This is a genomic window from Flavobacterium sp. CR10 (genome assembly GCF_055814415.1).
Genome location: NZ_CP185985.1, coordinates 914204 through 930839 on the forward strand (window position 1 = coordinate 914204; position 16636 = coordinate 930839).

The 16636-nt window shown below is 34.2% G+C and carries 16 protein-coding genes; 6 read left to right on the plus strand and 10 right to left on the minus strand.

All coding sequences use genetic code 11. From position 1 onward, the window contains the following. Positions 1-84: 84 nt before the first annotated feature. From ACNRYB_RS04240 to ACNRYB_RS04250, 3 genes are all read right to left on the minus strand, one after another. Complete coding sequence (locus tag ACNRYB_RS04240; protein WP_473729334.1) at positions 85-2337, minus strand: TonB-dependent receptor; 2253 nt, start codon at positions 2335-2337, stop codon at positions 85-87. A gap of 194 nt (positions 2338-2531) precedes the next feature. Next, positions 2532-3437, minus strand: coding sequence for an NAD(P)/FAD-dependent oxidoreductase (locus tag ACNRYB_RS04245; protein WP_473729335.1), 906 nt, complete (start codon positions 3435-3437; stop codon positions 2532-2534). Positions 3438-3447: 10 nt separating this feature from the next. Continuing rightward, a complete protein-coding gene (locus tag ACNRYB_RS04250; RefSeq protein WP_260671893.1) occupies positions 3448-3801 on the minus strand; it encodes a MerC domain-containing protein in 354 nt (117 codons plus the stop codon). 93 nt (positions 3802-3894) lie between these two features. Here ACNRYB_RS04250 and ACNRYB_RS04255 point away from each other — a divergent pair, with 93 nt between their 5' ends. The 3 genes from ACNRYB_RS04255 (at position 3895) to ACNRYB_RS04265 (ending at position 6985) form a co-directional block, all read left to right on the plus strand. Further along, entirely contained in the window at positions 3895-4287 is a 393-nt protein-coding gene (locus ACNRYB_RS04255) for a Fur family transcriptional regulator (RefSeq protein ID WP_008465649.1), read from the plus strand. A 74-nt stretch (positions 4288-4361) separates the two neighbouring features. After that, positions 4362-6230 carry an Nramp family divalent metal transporter gene (locus tag ACNRYB_RS04260; protein WP_473729336.1) on the plus strand — a complete coding sequence of 623 codons (1869 nt, stop codon included), beginning with the start codon at positions 4362-4364 and terminating at the stop codon, positions 6228-6230. Between the two features lie 101 nt (positions 6231-6331). Continuing rightward, a complete protein-coding gene (locus ACNRYB_RS04265) occupies positions 6332-6985 on the plus strand; it encodes a metal-dependent transcriptional regulator (RefSeq protein WP_111368214.1) in 654 nt (217 codons plus the stop codon). A 284-nt stretch (positions 6986-7269) separates the two neighbouring features. Here the strand turns inward: ACNRYB_RS04265 and ACNRYB_RS04270 are convergent, their stop codons facing one another. The 7 genes from ACNRYB_RS04270 to ACNRYB_RS04300 form a co-directional block, all read right to left on the minus strand. Beyond that, on the minus strand, positions 7270-7668 hold the full coding sequence (locus ACNRYB_RS04270; protein ID WP_129747805.1) for a hypothetical protein: 399 nt from the start codon (positions 7666-7668) through the stop codon (positions 7270-7272). A 144-nt stretch (positions 7669-7812) separates the two neighbouring features. Further along, positions 7813-8595, minus strand: coding sequence for an enoyl-CoA hydratase/isomerase family protein (locus tag ACNRYB_RS04275; protein ID WP_473729337.1), 783 nt, complete (start codon positions 8593-8595; stop codon positions 7813-7815). A gap of 11 nt (positions 8596-8606) precedes the next feature. Then, the gene (locus ACNRYB_RS04280) at positions 8607-10022 is read right to left on the minus strand and encodes an ATP-binding protein (RefSeq protein WP_473730233.1); all 1416 of its coding nucleotides are present in this window, start codon (positions 10020-10022) and stop codon (positions 8607-8609) included. A 222-nt stretch (positions 10023-10244) separates the two neighbouring features. Then, positions 10245-10793 carry a CopD family protein gene (locus ACNRYB_RS04285; RefSeq protein WP_473729338.1) on the minus strand — a complete coding sequence of 183 codons (549 nt, stop codon included), beginning with the start codon at positions 10791-10793 and terminating at the stop codon, positions 10245-10247. Continuing rightward, positions 10793-11365, minus strand: coding sequence for a hypothetical protein (locus ACNRYB_RS04290; RefSeq protein WP_473729339.1), 573 nt, complete (start codon positions 11363-11365; stop codon positions 10793-10795). The genes ACNRYB_RS04285 and ACNRYB_RS04290 overlap by 1 nt, the downstream gene beginning before the upstream one ends. 6 nt (positions 11366-11371) lie before the next feature. Further along, positions 11372-12385 (minus strand): ferrochelatase, encoded by a 1014-nt coding sequence (gene hemH / locus ACNRYB_RS04295; RefSeq protein WP_473729340.1) that lies wholly within the window; start codon positions 12383-12385, stop codon positions 11372-11374. Positions 12386-12578: 193 nt separating this feature from the next. Next, positions 12579-13451 carry an AraC family transcriptional regulator gene (locus tag ACNRYB_RS04300; RefSeq protein WP_129747799.1) on the minus strand — a complete coding sequence of 291 codons (873 nt, stop codon included), beginning with the start codon at positions 13449-13451 and terminating at the stop codon, positions 12579-12581. 227 nt (positions 13452-13678) lie between these two features. Here ACNRYB_RS04300 and hemA point away from each other — a divergent pair, with 227 nt between their 5' ends. From hemA to ACNRYB_RS04315, 3 genes are all read left to right on the plus strand, one after another. Beyond that, the gene (gene hemA / locus ACNRYB_RS04305; protein WP_129747798.1) at positions 13679-14929 is read left to right on the plus strand and encodes a glutamyl-tRNA reductase; all 1251 of its coding nucleotides are present in this window, start codon (positions 13679-13681) and stop codon (positions 14927-14929) included. 104 nt (positions 14930-15033) lie between these two features. Then, entirely contained in the window at positions 15034-15957 is a 924-nt protein-coding gene (gene hemC, locus ACNRYB_RS04310; protein WP_473729341.1) for a hydroxymethylbilane synthase, read from the plus strand. After that, positions 15957-16622, plus strand: coding sequence for a uroporphyrinogen-III synthase (locus ACNRYB_RS04315; protein ID WP_473729342.1), 666 nt, complete (start codon positions 15957-15959; stop codon positions 16620-16622). Before hemC ends, ACNRYB_RS04315 begins: the two co-directional genes overlap by 1 nt. The last annotated feature ends 14 nt before the right edge of the window (positions 16623-16636 follow it).

The following is a 16636-nucleotide window of genomic DNA, read 5'->3' on the forward strand; positions in this document are numbered from 1 at the left end:
TCTACACACCTATGTGAATTGATGCAAGTGAAACGCCTCTTCTACACAAAGTTAAACTATGTTTCTATGTGTTAAAAAAATTAATCACCTAAAAGTATATCTCAATCCCAAAAATCCGCGAATAGTTTGGTTCTGACCATAAACATAAGTTGTATCAAATGTTAAACCGTATGGATTATCTGGTGTTACCAATACTTTTCCTGCCGAATCGTATTGCACATTTTTATCAAAAGGATCATTAGTTCTCGAAATCAAAAACGGATTATTCTGTTTTGGAGTAAAGTTCAACAGGTTTTTGATTCCGCCATAAACTTCAAAATCTTTCCATCCCGAATAAGTAAACTGAATATTCTGAATACTATACCACGGCGAATTTGGACTTCTCGGATCGGTTTCGCTCAGTAAAGGCAATTTCATCGGACTATAAACATTTCCTGTGTAATCCATCGATAGATTCCAAGGCTGAATTTTGTATGAAATGCTCCATGTTCCCGTGAAATTCTCAGTTAGGTAAGGTCTTTCTGAAATTCCATTCTCGACATTTTTATTATCCAAAACTGTTGCTCCCACAATAAATTTTAATCCCGACGGAAAATTAAGATCGATATTAGTGCTAATTCCTTGACTTAAAGCATAACCATCAATATTGTCGTAAATAATTTCGTTTGGATTGGTCTCATAATCTGAAATGATTTTATTGCTGAATCTGGTATAAAAAGCCGTGGTTTCAATTCCCATAAACGTTCCATTCCCAAAATTGATTTTCTGAATATAATTCAAATTCACATTTACAGATTGTTCAGGTTTTAAGTCGTTTTTAATAATGACATCTCTAGAACCCGTTAAAGCTGCGTGATCTTCCGTAAATAAATTCACAACTCTAAATCCAGTTCCTGCATTTAATCTAAAAATGGTGTTTTCGTTTGCTTTAAATCTGTAAGCAAATCGCGGTGTAAAAATAGATCCGTGAATAGAATTGTAATCATAACGCATTCCTAACAAAACTTGGCTTTTTGGAGAAAAGGTAATTTCGTCTTGAACAAAAATTCCTGGAAGCCAAGTATTTTCAGCTTCTTTGGTTGCAGGTGTATTGTCATCATAATACGTATATCGACTTGCAATTCCTGCCAGCAAATCGTTTCTTCCTATTTTTTTATCCCAAGTCAGCTGCAAGAATCCAATTTTCTGATTGGCAATATAAGATGTCGTTCCGTAACGGCTGTCTTGATAATGAACATTTCCAGAAAAAGAAAGCATTAGTTTTTCTTCAAAAGGCAATTGATAACTTCCAATCAACTCAGCTCTTTTGGTATAAATGCTTTCACCATAAATTTCATCTCCGCCACGATATTTTTTCTCCCAACGAATGTCTCCTCCCCAACGATCTTCATACATTCCGCGTGCAGCGATCGTAAAAAGACGATTATTATTTCTTTGAAAACTCCACTTATTAAAAACCGAAATACGTTCAGAAAGCGTTACATCGGTAAAATTATCTTTGTCTTTATCTATTACTTGATCATAGTTGAAGTAATTAACCCCAATAAGCGAAATTGCTTTTTTTCCGGCATTAAACTTCATTCCTAAATCAAGATTACTTTCAAAATAAGAAGTCGTAAAATAATCGGCAGAAAAAACGGGTGCATTAGTCGGGTTTTTAGTGATAATATTAATCAAACCTCCAACCGCTTCACTTCCGTAAAGAGACGAAGCCGGACCTTTTACAATTTCGATTCTTTCTACCAGAGAATTCGGAATTCCAGACAAGCCATAAACCGTAGAAAGACTGCTTACAATTGGCATTCCGTCAATCATAACCAAAGTGTACGGACCTTCCAAACCGTTTATGTGAATATCTCCAGTATTACAAACTCCACAATTAAGCTGCGGACGAACGCCATTTATATTTTGAAGTGCATCGTAAATACTAGGAGTTGGATTTTTCTTGAAGAAAACTGGCGAATAAACCTCAACAGGAACGGCACTTTCTAATCGTTTTACAGGTTTTAAAGTTCCAGAAACTACCACTTCGTTCAATTCGTTTTGATCTTCTTCTAATTCAAAATCAAGATTTAAATTTTCATTTTCTAAAACAGAGATTCTTTGGGTTATAGGTTTGAATCCCGTCGAGGTTACATTTATTTTATAATTCCCTTTCGGAATATTTTCGAGTTTATAAAATCCTAGAGAATCGGTTTGTGCTTTAAAGTTTGTATTTAATAAACTAACATTAATTTCCTGACCTACAGGAATCGATAATTCGACTTTTCCTGAGATATTTTGCGAGTATAGGCTTTTAGCTGAAATTATTAATATTGTCAAAAATAAATATTTCATTCTTTTAAAATTAAATTTAGACAAATCTAAAAATTAAATTTGACAAATAATTATTCTTAAAACAAAATTTTCAGACTGATTGAAATCAAGATGTTATATTTTTTTTAAAACCATATAAGTTATATAAGATAATTTAAGTTTATGCTAAAATGAACTTATATAACTTATATGGTTTAACTACTCTTTTCTATTGACTAAAAGTCTTCGTCGATAAGTTCTTTATTAATTACCGCTCCTGCGAAAGAGCCCGTAGAAACAGCAATCGCCACAGATCGCATTGGAGTTGTGCAATCTCCACTAGCAAAAATGCCTGGAATATTTGTTTTCTGCATCGCATCTACTTTCAGCAATCCTTGTTCGTTACTATCACATCCTAAAGTTTCAGGAATTGGACAATGCTGTTCAAAAGGCGGTCTTGCGTAAATCGCTTTTACTTCTACTTTTTCTGTATTTCTAAAAATGATACTTTTAATATATCCTTCATGATGCTCAAAAGATTCTATTTCTTCTTCTAAAATTAAAACGCAATGATTTTTAAGCGTTTGTGTTTGTTCTGAAGTCAGTTCTGATTTTCCGTTGGTGCATAATCTCAAATCCTTTGTCCAATTAGAAATCAGTTTTGCATATTCAAAGCCCATTTCTCCATTGGCAATAATTGCGGTTTTTTCATTTTTAACTTCATAGCCATGACAATACGGACAATGTAAAACCGAAATTCCCCAACAAGCTGCAAAACCTTCAATTTCTGGCAACAAATCTTTAACTCCAGTTGCAAACAAAACTTTTCGAGAAGTAAAAATAGCTCCTGATTCTGTTTCAATTTCGAAGCCTTTTTCTGTTTTAAATGCTTTTACCGCAAGTCCGTTATAGAATTGAACTGTTTTATAAATGTCTACTTGCAATTTGGCTTTTGCCGAAATAACCGCTGGCTTTTCACCATCTTGCGTAATAAAATTATGAGAGTGCGGCGTTTGCCTGTTACAAGGCAGACCGCTGTCGATAACTAAAACCTGACGTAAAGAGCGTCCTAAACTCATTGCGGCAGACAATCCGCTGTAACTGCCGCCAATGATAATCACTTCAAAATGCTTCTGTTCCATATTTCTATTTTTAATGATTTTGATTTCTATGTAATTTGTAATTGATTAAATGCCCGATGATCATTCCAATTCCTCCGAAATAAATCAAATCAAGATGAATATCTAAAAGAAGTTCTGTCAAAACGCTAATCCAAATAAGTGCCATTGAAACAACTAAAATGGACGATACCAAAAGAGATGATTTTTTTATAATTTTGAGAATTGCAAATAAACCTATCGAAGCAAATAGTAAATCTATAATTGGGTTGTGACTCAAGCCTAAAGGCAGAATCGTTAAAAGAGGAAAAATCAAACAATGAACCAGACAAATGGTCGCGCTTGAAATTCCTAAAATATCATAAAAGGATGTGCTTATTTTCTTCATTATGTGTACTTTTGCTTAATGCAATTTTGTTGCAAATATATACAATTTTATCAATTGCAACATTGTTGCGTTTAATTTTTAATTTCATAAAAAATGAAAACTACACGTAATACCGCAGCAAAGACAGCTGTTTTAGAGGTATTTGAAAAATCTAAGACGGCTCTTTCGCATACCGAAATTCACAAACAATTAAATGATTTGTGCGACCGCGTTACCATTTACAGAATTTTAGATCGTTTGATTAATGAAGATGTTATTCATAAAATCTCGAATCTAGACGGAACGGTAAAATATGCCAAATGCAATCATTCGCATCAACGTGTGCATATTCACAACCATGCACACTTTAGCTGCGAGAATTGTCATGAGATTACTTGTCTTGAAAATGTTAAGCCGAGTTACATTATGCCGCACAATTACAAAGTGAACGAAATCAACTTTACGTTATCTGGATTATGTCCGAATTGTTTAAATTCTAACATTTAACTTTTAGACTCGTCTAAAAATATTGTTTCGCGAATATAATTTTTCTCTATATTTGTGAAAACAATACTTTTACAATGACCAAATCTTTAGAAGAAGTCCACGAATCGGTTTCTACAGAAAATAAAAAAAAGGGTTTTAGAAAAATTTTAGCCTTCTTAGGCCCTGCTTATCTTGTAAGTGTCGGCTACATGGATCCAGGAAACTGGGCAACCGATATTGCTGGCGGAAGCCAATTCGGATACACTTTAGTCTGGGTTTTATTGATGAGTAATTTAATGGCTTTGCTTTTGCAGAGCTTAAGTGCGCGCCTCGGAATCGTAACACAGCGCGATCTTGCACAAGCCTCTCGAGAAACGTATTCAAAATACATCAACTACATTTTATATTTCCTTGCCGAAATTGCCATTGCTGCCTGCGATTTGGCAGAAGTTCTCGGAATGGCAATCGGAATTAATCTGCTTTTCGGAATTCCGTTACTCGAAGCTGTTCTAATTACCGTTTTAGACACCTTTTTATTGCTTTTCCTAATCAATAAAGGAATTCGGAAGATGGAGGCCTTCATTATTGCTTTAGTGGCTATTATTGGGTTCTCTTTCATTTTTGAAATGATCTTTGCAGAACCAGAAGTGCACAAAGTTTTAGCTGGGCTTATTCCTTCGATTCCAAATTCAGCCGCTTTATATATCGCGATCGGAATTATCGGAGCAACTGTAATGCCGCACAACTTGTATTTGCATTCGTCTTTAGTGCAAACACGAAAATTTGATAGAACTCCAGCGGGAATCAAACAAGCATTAAAATACAATTTGATCGATTCTACGATTGCTTTAAATCTCGCTTTCTTCGTAAACGCAGCTATTCTAATTCTTGCCGCCGCGACTTTCCATAAAAACGGAATGTTTGAAGTTGCCGAAATTCAAGACGCGCACCAATTTCTGGAACCGTTGTTAGGAACCAAATGGGCGCCTATTTTATTTGCTGTCGCTTTAATCGCTGCAGGTCAAAGTTCAACCGTAACAGGAACGCTTGCTGGACAAATTGTAATGGAAGGTTATCTTCATTTCAGAATTCAGCCTTGGGTTCGTAGAATTATAACGCGTTTGATTGCCATTATTCCTGCTGTAATCGTAATTTTAATTTATGGCGAAAGCGTAACGGGGAAATTGCTAATTCTAAGTCAGGTTATTTTAAGTTTACAACTCGGATTTGCCATTATTCCGTTAATTCATTTTGTGAGTGATAAGTCTAAAATGAAAGGTTTTCATATTTCTAGAACTACGCAAGTGGTTTCTTGGATTATTGCGTCTATCATTGTTTCTTTGAATGCCAAATTGGTTTATGACGAAATCACTTCGTGGTTAGCAAATTCAGACCATCCAATGGTTCTTTGGCTTACGGTTGTTCCGCTAGCTTTCGGATTCTCAGCTTTATTATTATACATCGTTTTCAAACCATTTATTGCCAAATTCAAATCAAAAGCTATAAATCATTCGCCTCATAACCTAAAATTGAAGTTTTCGCCAAGAGAAAGTAAGAGTATTAAAAACATTGCTGTCTCTGTAGATTTCTCACATGCCGATGAAGCGGCTTTAAATAAAGCCTTTGAATTGGGTGGCATTGACACGGAATATACACTCATTCACATCGTAGAAACGGTGGGTGCCTTAGTGTATGGCGTTAATGTTCATGATCATGAAACCACAATCGATGAGAAATTATTGCTGAAATACAAAGACATGCTTTCAGAAAAAGGATTTAAGATCAAAACAGAACTTGGTTTTGGAAAACCAAACAAAATAATTCCGAAAATCATAAACGAAGGCAATTTTGATATTCTCGTTATGGGAACCCACGGCCACACTGGACTAAAAGATATTCTTTTCGGCACAACGGTAGATAAATTGAGACATAAAATTTCAATACCTTTGTTGATTGTTAAATAGAGTTGCTAAGATACTAAGGCTCTAAGATTCTAAGTTTTTTATAAAAGCTTCAACAGAAACTTAGCATCTTAGCATCTCAGAACCTTAGAATCTTTAAAAAAATGACCTTTTCAGAAGAAAATTACCTTAAATCGATCTATCATCTGACTGCTGCATCAGAAACTGAAGTCAGCACCAATGCTATTGCTGAAATTATGGAAACGAAAGCTTCCTCTGTAACCGATATGCTTAAAAAGCTGGCAGAGAAAGATTTAGTAAATTATAAAAAATATCAAGGTGTTTCTTTGACTGAAAACGGAAAACTGGCAGCCAAAATGATTGTGAGAAAGCACCGTTTGTGGGAGGTTTTTTTAGTTGAAAAACTAAACTTCAGCTGGGATGAAGTTCATGATATTGCAGAACAATTAGAGCACATCAAATCGGAGCAATTGATTAACCGTTTGGATGATTTTCTTGGAAATCCGACTGAAGATCCGCATGGCGACCCAATTCCAGATGCGAATGGAAGAATCATTAAAATTGAAAAACAGCTTTTATCTGAATTGGAAGAAAATCAGACTGGCGTTTGTGTTGGTGTAAAAGATACTTCATCGGAGTTTTTGAAATATCTAGACAAACAAGGAATTGCATTGGGTTCTAAAATTGAATTCCTTTCTAAAGAATCTTTCGATTTATCGGTTAAAATTAAAGTGAATGATAGAGAATTGTCTATTTCGAATAAAATTGCTTCTAATTTGTTTGTGAAGCTGGTTTAGAGGTTATTTCGCAGAGATATATTACGCTTTTATAGTTTTAAAATACTTCCAATAATATACAATATTGTCATTTCGACGAAGGAGAAATCTTCGTGAGAAGCTCGGCAAAGATTGGATTCTCTTTACGGAGTTACTTGTGAAGATTTCTCCTTCGTCGAAATGACAATTAGCCGATAAACATTCTTTTGAAAACGGGATTCCTAGCCCCGATAGCAGTAGAAATCCTTTTGTGGCGGGGTTCGCCACAAAAGATTGGAACGGATAGCGGGATTAGCTCCTAAAAACTAAACAATTCCTTTCTCTATCATTTCCAACATTACTGGCGAAGCATTCTTAAATGTTGGCGGTTGTTCTATAATACTTCCTGCGTTCTTTTTGTTTACTTTGAAAGTCACATCGTCATCTGTCGTAAACAAAAGTGCAGTCAAGAAAGGTTTTTTGATGTGTGAACCCAAAATCAGTAAAGCTTCATTTAACGTATGAATGCTTTCGATTTCTTCTGTTTTGTATCGAAAAGTTAGTGAAATTGAGAATGTATTATCTTCATTTAGAACCAATCTGAAATATACATTCTTAAGTTCCGTATCGCCCATCGTTTTGGCCAAAGTCAGTTTTGCGAAAGTTCCGTTTTGGATGCTTTCTTTAACTCGTTCACAAAAAAGGGCAAATATTGGTTCGTACATTTTTTTTAAGTTTCTAAAGTTCTGAGATGCTAAGATTCTAAGTTTTTAAAATCTTTGTCTATTATTTAATCGCAAAGTTCGCAAAGATTTACGCAAGGTTCGCTAAGTTTTTAGATTTTCTTGCGAACTTTGCGGTTAAGAAAATTATTTTCCTGTAAATTCTGCTTTACGTTTTTCTAAGAATGCAGTTGTTCCTTCTTTAAAATCCTGTGTTCCGAAACATTCTCCAAATGATTTTATTTCGGTATCAAAACCATTTTTACCATCTTTAAAATTGGCGTTGATTGATTTTATCGCTTTTCCAATGGCAAATGGCGCATTTTTAATGATTTTTTGAGCAATTACGTATGTAAAAGACAAAAGCTCTTCTTGAGGCACAACATGATTTACCAAACCGTACTCTTTTGCTTGTTCAGCAGTGATCATTGCGGCGGTCATAATCAATTCCATTGCACGGCCTTTTCCGATTAATTGCGGCAAACGCTGTGTCCCTCCGTAACCTGGAATCAGACCAAGAGTTACTTCTGGAAGTCCCATTTTTGCATTATCAGAAGCAATTCTAAAATGACAAGCCATTGCCAATTCTAATCCACCGCCAAGAGCGAAACCGTTAACGGCTGCAATAACTGGTTTTTTAAGATTTTCTATAAAATCAAATAAAGATTCTTGTCCTTCAGCAGCTAATTGTGCGCCTTCGACAGTTGTATAATTAGCAAATTCCGAAATATCTGCTCCAGCTACAAAAGCTTTTTCTCCGCTTCCGGTTAAAACAACAACACGAACATCATCATTTTTAGCTAATGCTTGAATGGCATTACTCAGATCGCTAATCGTTGCTTTGTTTAAGGCATTCAATTTGGTTGGTCTGTTAATGGTAATTGTAGCAACTTTTTCTTCAATAGAAATTAAGATATTTTCGTAATTCATGACGCTATATTTTATGAGTTGGTGATAGGGAGAGAAACTGTAAACGTAGTTCCTTTTCCGTAAGTTGATTCAAAGGTAATTGTTCCTTTGTAATTTTCGATAATGTTTTTGATAATTCCGAGTCCAAGACCCATACCGCTGGTTTTAGTCGTAAATTTTGGTTCGAAAATTCTTCCTATATCTTGTTTCTGGATTCCAATTCCGTTGTCTTTTACGGCAATTTCAACATTATTATCCTGTCTTTTTACAGTAACCACAATCGATTTCTGAAACTGACTTTCAGGAATGGCCTGAGTCGCATTTTTAACCAAATTGGTAATGACACGAATCAATTGCGTACGATCCATTTTGGAAATGATTTCTTCTTCTTCTTTTTCGAAAACAATATAATCTTCATTGAAAATATCTAAAGCCAATTCTACAACCTCAACCACATTTAAAGTTTCATTTTGCTGAGCTGGCATCGATGCAAAGTTCGAAAACGCCGAAGCAACAGCTGTCATAGTATCAATCTGCTGAATCAAGGTTTCGGAATAATCATTCATTTTCTGCTTGACATCAGGAGCTAAAGGATCAAACTTTCTCTGAAAACTCTGAACGGTCAAACGCATTGGCGTAAGCGGATTCTTGATTTCGTGTGCAACTTGTTTCGCCATTTCACGCCAAGCTTCTTCACGTTCGCTTTGGGCGAGTTTGATAGCACTTTTTTCCAATTTGTCCACCATTCCGTTATAAGCTGTAATCAAGAAATTGACTTCTTTACTATTCGCTTCCAGAACAATTTTCTCATTTTTCTGATCCAGATTGGTTTCTTCTAATCTCTCAGAGATCGTTTTAAGTGATTTTGTGATGTAGGTTGAAAGGAAATACGCCAATGCAAAAGCCACAATCAGCATAAATGAATAAACCTGACTCAGACGAATCAGGAAAGTATTCAGCTCGTTATCGTAATAACCATCATCTTCTAAATAAGGAAGATTCAGGATTCCGAGTGGCTTGAATTTTTCGTCTTTAATTAAGCTGTATGAAGATCGGTTCTTAACTCCATCTATCGTTTTAATATCTACAAAACGTTTTTCAATGGAAGAACGAACCAGTTTTAGAATATATTCCGGAATTGGAGGTGGAGCTTTATCAACAGCAAAAGACTCTTTAGAAGATTTGAGCAGTTTTCCATCCAAACTGTAGATATTGATTTCAATTTTGTGAATCTGCGCCAGCTCATGAATTTTATCTTTAAAAATTAAATCTAAATTCTGAGTTTTTAGCGGATAAGTTGTAGTCGCCAGAACATAATTGATGTGTTCTTTAACCGCATTTTCTTTTCGTTCTAAACGTTCTTGATGATATTCTTTGGCCTCAGTCTTAAACTGAATAATCGAAATCGAAGCCAATAAAAAAGATGCCACAACAATCAATACAATCATCGACAGGAATATCCTGGTACGAAGGGAAAGCATTGACATTTTGAAGTTTAGCATGTTCTTTTGTTTTTTCGCCACAAATTACACAAATTAGCACGAATTTATTTTTATAATTTTTGCCACAGATTAAAAGGATTATGAGGATTAAAAAAATCATTTAAATCCTTTTAATCTGTGGCAAAAAAAAGAATTAGTGTAAATTCGTGAAATTCGTGGCAACCTTTTTTATTTTTTTTCTCGGATTCGTTTGTAAAAACGGAATCCCAGCATAATTAAAACCGAGAATAAAATAATTCCGATTACGCCGAAAATCCAGTTGATGGCACTTTTTAAAACTACTAAAAATACAACGGCAAACAAAATAATCGTAGCGCCTTCATTCCACAAACGCATAAAATTATTTGAATATTTTACTTCATCTCTTTGCAGTTGCTTAAAAATCTGATGGCATTTTCCGTGATATAAATATAAAAGGAAAACGAAACATAATTTTACATGCATCCAAGATTGTGTAAGCCAAACGTGTCCTGCATCTGTAAAAAAAAGCATCCAAAAAGCAAAAATACTCGCCAAAACTGCCGACGGCCATGTAATAATGTACCACAAACGATAGGCCATTATTTTGTATTGCGCTTGCAAAATTTCTTTCTCTGGCGAAGGTTTCTCACTTGCTTCAATTTGATAAACAAACAAACGCACAATATAAAACAAACCCGCAAACCAGGTAATTACAAATATAAGATGCAGTGATTTTAGATAGTTGTAGTATTCCATTACTTCTTAAATGTAGATTTTTTAAAAAGGTCGATCATTTCTTTACCATCATCTTCATTTTCGTAGACTATAGAATTGATAAAGATTCTACCATTAAAACCTCGAGAAAAAAGAACTAACGTTACTACTTTTTTCTCGTCCTCAGTTATTTCTATTTTAGCTCTTCTAAATGGCAAACCCGAAATATATTCAGTACTAACTGAATAATCTCCCATTTTACCCTTTGGATAAATTTTGCCAATATCTTTTAAAAGAAGAAAATCTTTTAATTTCATATTTAGATCAAGCGCTCGAATATCACTTCCAAAAAAATCTTCGTAATTCACTGAAAAGTAATTGGCTTCATCTTTCTTAAAAACAACAATTGAATGTTTCTTTTTTGCTAAAGTTGTATCTCCTTTAACATCTAACTTCTGTTTTAAATCTACCTTTTCATAATCATCTGGCACAAAAATCTGCCACTTGAATGTTTTATCGTAAAATTTATTATCTACAAGAGAATTGTTTTTTTTGCAACCTGAAAGGGTTACCAAAACAAAAAATAATATCGCACTATATTTTAATCTATTCATTTATTTTTATTTAGCCCAATCATTAATCCAAGAAGCAACTGTTTCACACCATTCATCATCATCATTCAAACATGGAATTGCCAAGAATTCCTCTCCTCCATTTGCTTCAAAATCTTCTTTGGCACGCATGGCGATTTCCTCTAAAGTTTCTAAACAATCTGAAACGAAAGCTGGTGTTACAACTGCTAATTTCTTGATTCCTTTTGCTGGCATGTTATCGATTTCAACATCTGTGTAAGGTTCTAACCATTTATCGCCAGCTAAACGAGATTGGAAAGTTAAACTGTATTTATCTTCTGGAAGGCCTAATAACTTAACGACTTGTCTTGTAGTTTCATAACATTGGTGACGATAACAGAATTCATGTGCCGGCGATGGCGTGTTACAGCATGAACCGTCAATTTTACAATGAGATTTTGTCACATCGGTTTTACGAATGTGGCGCTCTGGGATTCCGTGATATGAAAACAATAAATGATCGTACTCAAATCCAACTAAATGTTTCTGAATAGAATCTGCTAAGTTTTTGATGTAGTCTGGTTTGTTGTAAAATGCCGGAACATCAGTGAATTTCATATGAGGGAATTTCTTCTTGCGAATTTCTTCTGCTTTAACCAAAATAGTCAAAGTCGAAGCCATTGCATATTGCGGATATAAAGGAAAAAGAAGAACATCTGTAACTCCTTTATCGCTCAATTCCTGAAGTCCTTTTTCGATTGTCATGCTTCCGTAACGCATTGCCAGCGAAACTGGAACATTTACTAAAGGCTGTACTTTTTGCTGCATTCTTTCTGAAAGAACCACTAATGGAGAACCTTCTTCCCACCAAATTTTTGAATAAGCATGTGCCGATTCTTCTGGTCTTTTTCTTAAAATAATCCCACGAACTAATAATGCTCTCAATAAATACGGAACGTCGATCACATATTTATCCATTAAAAATTCATCTAAATAAGGTTTTACATCTTTTGGAGTTGGACTGTCTGGAGAACCTAAGTTTACTAATAATACGCCTTTCATTATGTTTTTTTTGCTTTTAAGCTTTTATTTGTTTTAAAAATTTCGGCAAAAGTACACGCTGTACTTTATTCGAAATATGATATTTATTACTTTTTAATTATTGTAGAATATTCAAAATTTATTTGACTAATTCGAGAAATTTTTTCATGCAGATTTACACAGATTAATTCGTGAATTCGTGGCGAAAAAAAATTTAAACATTCACATTAATAGACATCAAATATTTTTTTGGTGTTGTTCCAAATTTCTTTTTGAATGCCGCTATAAAATGGCTTCCCGTGCTATAGCCAATTTTCAATCCAACTTCGTTTACATTATAAGAACCGCTGTCTAATAGTTTTCTAGCAAAATCCATTTTGTAATCAAAAAGGAAACCGTAAACTGTATCGCCATAAATCTGTTTGAAACCCATTTTAAGTTTTTTCAAATTTAAACCAATTTCATCTGCCAGTTCTTGCAACCCTGGAGGTTCGGCCATATTGGCGATTACAATTTCTTTAGCTTTTCTGATTTTCAAAACATTGTCTTCATCAATTAAAAACGGACATTGTTCAGCATTTGGGTCTTCAGTTCTGTTGAAATACAAACTTAACAATTCGTATCCTTTTCCTTTATAATAAAGGTTTTTTATGGACGGATGAAGATTGTAATGAAACAACTGACTCAAAACAATTGCCATTGACGGACTGATATTTCCTTCGTTATAATATTTTTTATCCTTATTGTCAGGACTTAAAAATGTAATATAATCAGCTTCGGCAGAAAATAACGCGTGAAATTTTTTGATTGAAACAATTACAGAAATCACCCAAGAGTTTGGCGCAAGTTCTAAATTAAGCGGTAATTCTTTCTGCGGATTGTACAAAAGAAGCGATTTTTCTTCTTTTAATTCTAATGCATAATTGCCTTGATTGAATAAGAATTTTGCATTTCCTTTTATCCCGAAGTGAAACTGTATCAGACCAGTACCTATTTCATGCTGTGCATAAAATGGCTCGAGACTGTCATTTTGAAAACGGATCAGCGTAAAGTCGTCTTCAATTTTTATAATTTCTTGAGAACCCATAGCGATATTTTTTTGAAACGAAAATCAAAATAAAGTTTAAATGTTATTTAGAACGACTCTAAACTAATCACTTCAAACGAGTTGATTTTGCTACAAAAGTAGTCCTTTTTACTCAAAAACACCCATTTAGGTTCAAAAAAACATATAGCGACATAAAAAGTACTTTTAGCGTTATTTTTATCGATGGTATAGTAATAATTTTGTTGCACTTTTATGAAAGTGAATTTATGGAAAACAATAACGTACCGAAACACCTCTATTTTTACTCAGTTGGTCTGAGTTATAAAAAAGCTGATGCTGAGGTCAGAGGTCAATTTAGTTTGGATGCAGTTGCAAAGACGCGATTGCTGGAACAAGCTAAAAACGATGGAATAGAAAGTTTACTAGTTACTTCTACTTGCAACAGAACCGAGATTTACGGTTTTGCTGAACATCCATTTCAATTAATAAAACTTATCTGCGATAATAGTAACGGATCTGTAGACGCTTTTCAAAAAGTGGGTTTCGTTTACAAAAATCAAGAAGCAATCAATCATATCTTTCGTGTTGGGACTGGTTTAGACAGCCAAATCTTAGGTGATTTTGAAATTATCTCTCAAATCAAAACTTCTTTTATACATTCAAAATCAATGGGATTGGCCAATGCTTTTATGGAAAGATTGGTAAATGCAGTTATTCAGGCGAGTAAAAGAATTAAAAACGAAACGGAAATTAGCTCTGGAGCTACTTCGGTTTCTTTTGCTTCAGTACAATACATTCTTAAAAATGTCGAAGATATCAGCAACAAAAACATTTTACTTTTTGGAACTGGTAAAATCGGAAGAAATACTTGCGAGAATTTAGTAAAACATACTAAAAATGAGCATATCACTTTAATCAACCGTACTAAAGATAAAGCAGAGAAATTAGCAGGAAAATTAAATCTGATTGTTAAAGATTATTCTGAATTACATTTAGAACTTCAAAAAGCTGATGTTGTAGTTGTTGCAACTGGCGCGCAAAACCCAACGGTAGACAAAGCGATTCTGAATCTTAAAAAGCCTTTACTGATTCTAGATTTATCTATTCCGAAAAACGTTCATGAAAATGTTGAGGAATTAGAAGGTGTAACTTTAATTCACATGGATTATTTGTCTCAACTGACAGATGAAACTCTAGAAAACAGAAAATTACACATTCCGGCTGCTGAAGCAATCATCGAAGAAATCAAAGAAGAATTTGTTACTTGGATGAAAGGCAGAAAGTTTGCTCCGACAATTAATGCTTTAAAAGAAAAATTAAACGCTATTAAAGCTTCGGAACTAGATTTTCAAAGTAAAAAAATCGCTGATTTTAATGAAGAGCAAGCTGAAATCATCAGTAACAGAATCATTCAGAAAATCACTACTCATTTTGCAAATCATTTAAAAGACGACGATACCATGGTAGACGAAAGCATCGAATGGATCGAAAAAGTCTTCAAAATAAAAGCATCTTAAATACAATTTAAACCATATAAGTTATATAAGTTCATTTAAAAACTGTGTTTTACCCAAACTGCTTAAATTTACTTATATAACTTATATGGTTCAAAAAACAAAACATGGCTGAAAAAACAATCAGAATAGGAACGCGTGACAGCGAATTAGCACTTTGGCAAGCACATACTGTCGAGAAATTACTAAACGATTTGGGTTATAAAACCTCAATTGTTGCGGTTAAATCTCAAGGTGACATTATTCTTGATAAGCCACTTTACGAATTAGGAATCACTGGAATTTTCACTAAAACCTTAGACATTGCTATGATTAATGGTGATATTGATATCGCCGTGCATTCTATGAAAGATGTTCCAACGGCTTTACCAAAAGGTATAGTTCAAGGTGCAGTTTTGCCAAGAGCCAATGTTTTGGATATTTTAGTTCATAAAGGAAATCCTGATTTTGCAAATCCAAGCACCATTGCAACAGGAAGTTTACGTCGTCAGGCGCAATGGTTCAATAAATATCCAAATCATACTGTAGTTGATTTACGTGGAAACGTGAATACTCGTATGCAAAAACTACAAGATAATAATTGGGACGGAGCTGTTTTTGCCGCTGCAGGTTTGGAGCGCATTAACTTAAAACCTGAAAATTACATCAATTTAGATTGGATGATTCCTGCGCCGGCTCAAGGAGCAATGTTGGTTGTTGGAATGGAAAATGACAATTATACATTGGATGCACTTTCTCAGTTAAATGATATCGAAACTGAAATCTGTACCTACATCGAACGCCAGTTTTTAAGAACGCTTGAAGGCGGATGTACTGCGCCAATTGGAGCTTTGGTTACATATAACGAAGACGAGGACACACTACATTTTCAGGGAGTTTTACTTTCTATTGATGGAAAACAGAAAATTGAAATCGACAAAACGGTTGATATTTCAGAATGGAAAAAACTAGGTTTCAATTCAGCCCAGGAGATTTTGAATAATGGAGGAACGGAATTAATGCAGAAAATCAAAGAATCTCTAAAGAAATAATGGCAAATCCAGTCCAAATATTATCTACAAAAATATTATCTCCTCTTCATAAACAGGAACTAATGAAATATGGCGTTGAGTTGATCGAAGCCGATTTCATTAAAACTGAAAATAAGCCTTTCGAATTAAAAGACCTCAACGAAAGTCTGATTTTTACAAGTCAGAATGCTGTTCACAGCGTTTTGTCAAATCCAAAATCTGAAGAATTAAAAAAGAAAAATGTGTATTGCGTTGGACTTAAAACCAAAAGTCTTTTAGAAGAAAATGGCTTCAATGTTATTGCCTACACAGGTTATGCTTCCGATTTAGCAGAAATTATCACTTTGATTTATGGTAATGAAAGCTATACTTTTTTCAGTGGCAATTTAAGAAGAGACACTTTGCCTGAAGCTTTAAAGGAAAACGGAATTAAATTCAATGAAATTCAGGTTTACGAAACAACGCTTCAACCTCAGAAAATAAAAGCAAATCCAGAAGCGATTTTGTTTTTTAGTCCGTCTGGAGTAAAAAGTTATCTGAAACAGAATACCATCAATAAACAAATCTGTTTCTGCATTGGTGATACGACCGCAGAAGCTTTATCAAAAATCACTAAAAACATCATCATTGCTGATCAACCCACAATTGAAGACGTAATAGAGGATGTAATTCACGAATACAAATAAAAACCTTTGCAACT

Bases quoted from the DNA above. Each gene is read 5' to 3' on its own strand.
- ACNRYB_RS04240 (WP_473729334.1), bottom strand. From the start codon at position 2,337: ATGAAATATTTATTTTTGACAATATTAATAATTTCAGCTAAAAGCCTA.
- ACNRYB_RS04250 (WP_260671893.1), bottom strand. From the start codon at position 3,801: ATGAAGAAAATAAGCACATCCTTTTATGATATTTTAGGAATTTCAAGC.
- ACNRYB_RS04275 (WP_473729337.1), bottom strand. From the start codon at position 8,595: ATGAATTACGAAAATATCTTAATTTCTATTGAAGAAAAAGTTGCTACA.
- ACNRYB_RS04245 (WP_473729335.1), bottom strand. From the start codon at position 3,437: ATGGAACAGAAGCATTTTGAAGTGATTATCATTGGCGGCAGTTACAGC.
- ACNRYB_RS04280 (WP_473730233.1), bottom strand. From the start codon at position 10,022: ATGATTGTATTGATTGTTGTGGCATCTTTTTTATTGGCTTCGATTTCG.
- hemH (WP_473729340.1), bottom strand. From the start codon at position 12,385: ATGAAAGGCGTATTATTAGTAAACTTAGGTTCTCCAGACAGTCCAACT.
- ACNRYB_RS04255 (WP_008465649.1), top strand. From the start codon at position 3,895: ATGAAAACTACACGTAATACCGCAGCAAAGACAGCTGTTTTAGAGGTA.
- ACNRYB_RS04265 (WP_111368214.1), top strand. From the start codon at position 6,332: ATGACCTTTTCAGAAGAAAATTACCTTAAATCGATCTATCATCTGACT.
- hemC (WP_473729341.1), top strand. From the start codon at position 15,034: ATGGCTGAAAAAACAATCAGAATAGGAACGCGTGACAGCGAATTAGCA.
- ACNRYB_RS04300 (WP_129747799.1), bottom strand. From the start codon at position 13,451: ATGGGTTCTCAAGAAATTATAAAAATTGAAGACGACTTTACGCTGATC.
- ACNRYB_RS04315 (WP_473729342.1), top strand. From the start codon at position 15,957: ATGGCAAATCCAGTCCAAATATTATCTACAAAAATATTATCTCCTCTT.
- ACNRYB_RS04285 (WP_473729338.1), bottom strand. From the start codon at position 10,793: ATGGAATACTACAACTATCTAAAATCACTGCATCTTATATTTGTAATT.
- ACNRYB_RS04260 (WP_473729336.1), top strand. From the start codon at position 4,362: ATGACCAAATCTTTAGAAGAAGTCCACGAATCGGTTTCTACAGAAAAT.
- ACNRYB_RS04270 (WP_129747805.1), bottom strand. From the start codon at position 7,668: ATGTACGAACCAATATTTGCCCTTTTTTGTGAACGAGTTAAAGAAAGC.
- ACNRYB_RS04290 (WP_473729339.1), bottom strand. From the start codon at position 11,365: ATGAATAGATTAAAATATAGTGCGATATTATTTTTTGTTTTGGTAACC.
- hemA (WP_129747798.1), top strand. From the start codon at position 13,679: ATGGAAAACAATAACGTACCGAAACACCTCTATTTTTACTCAGTTGGT.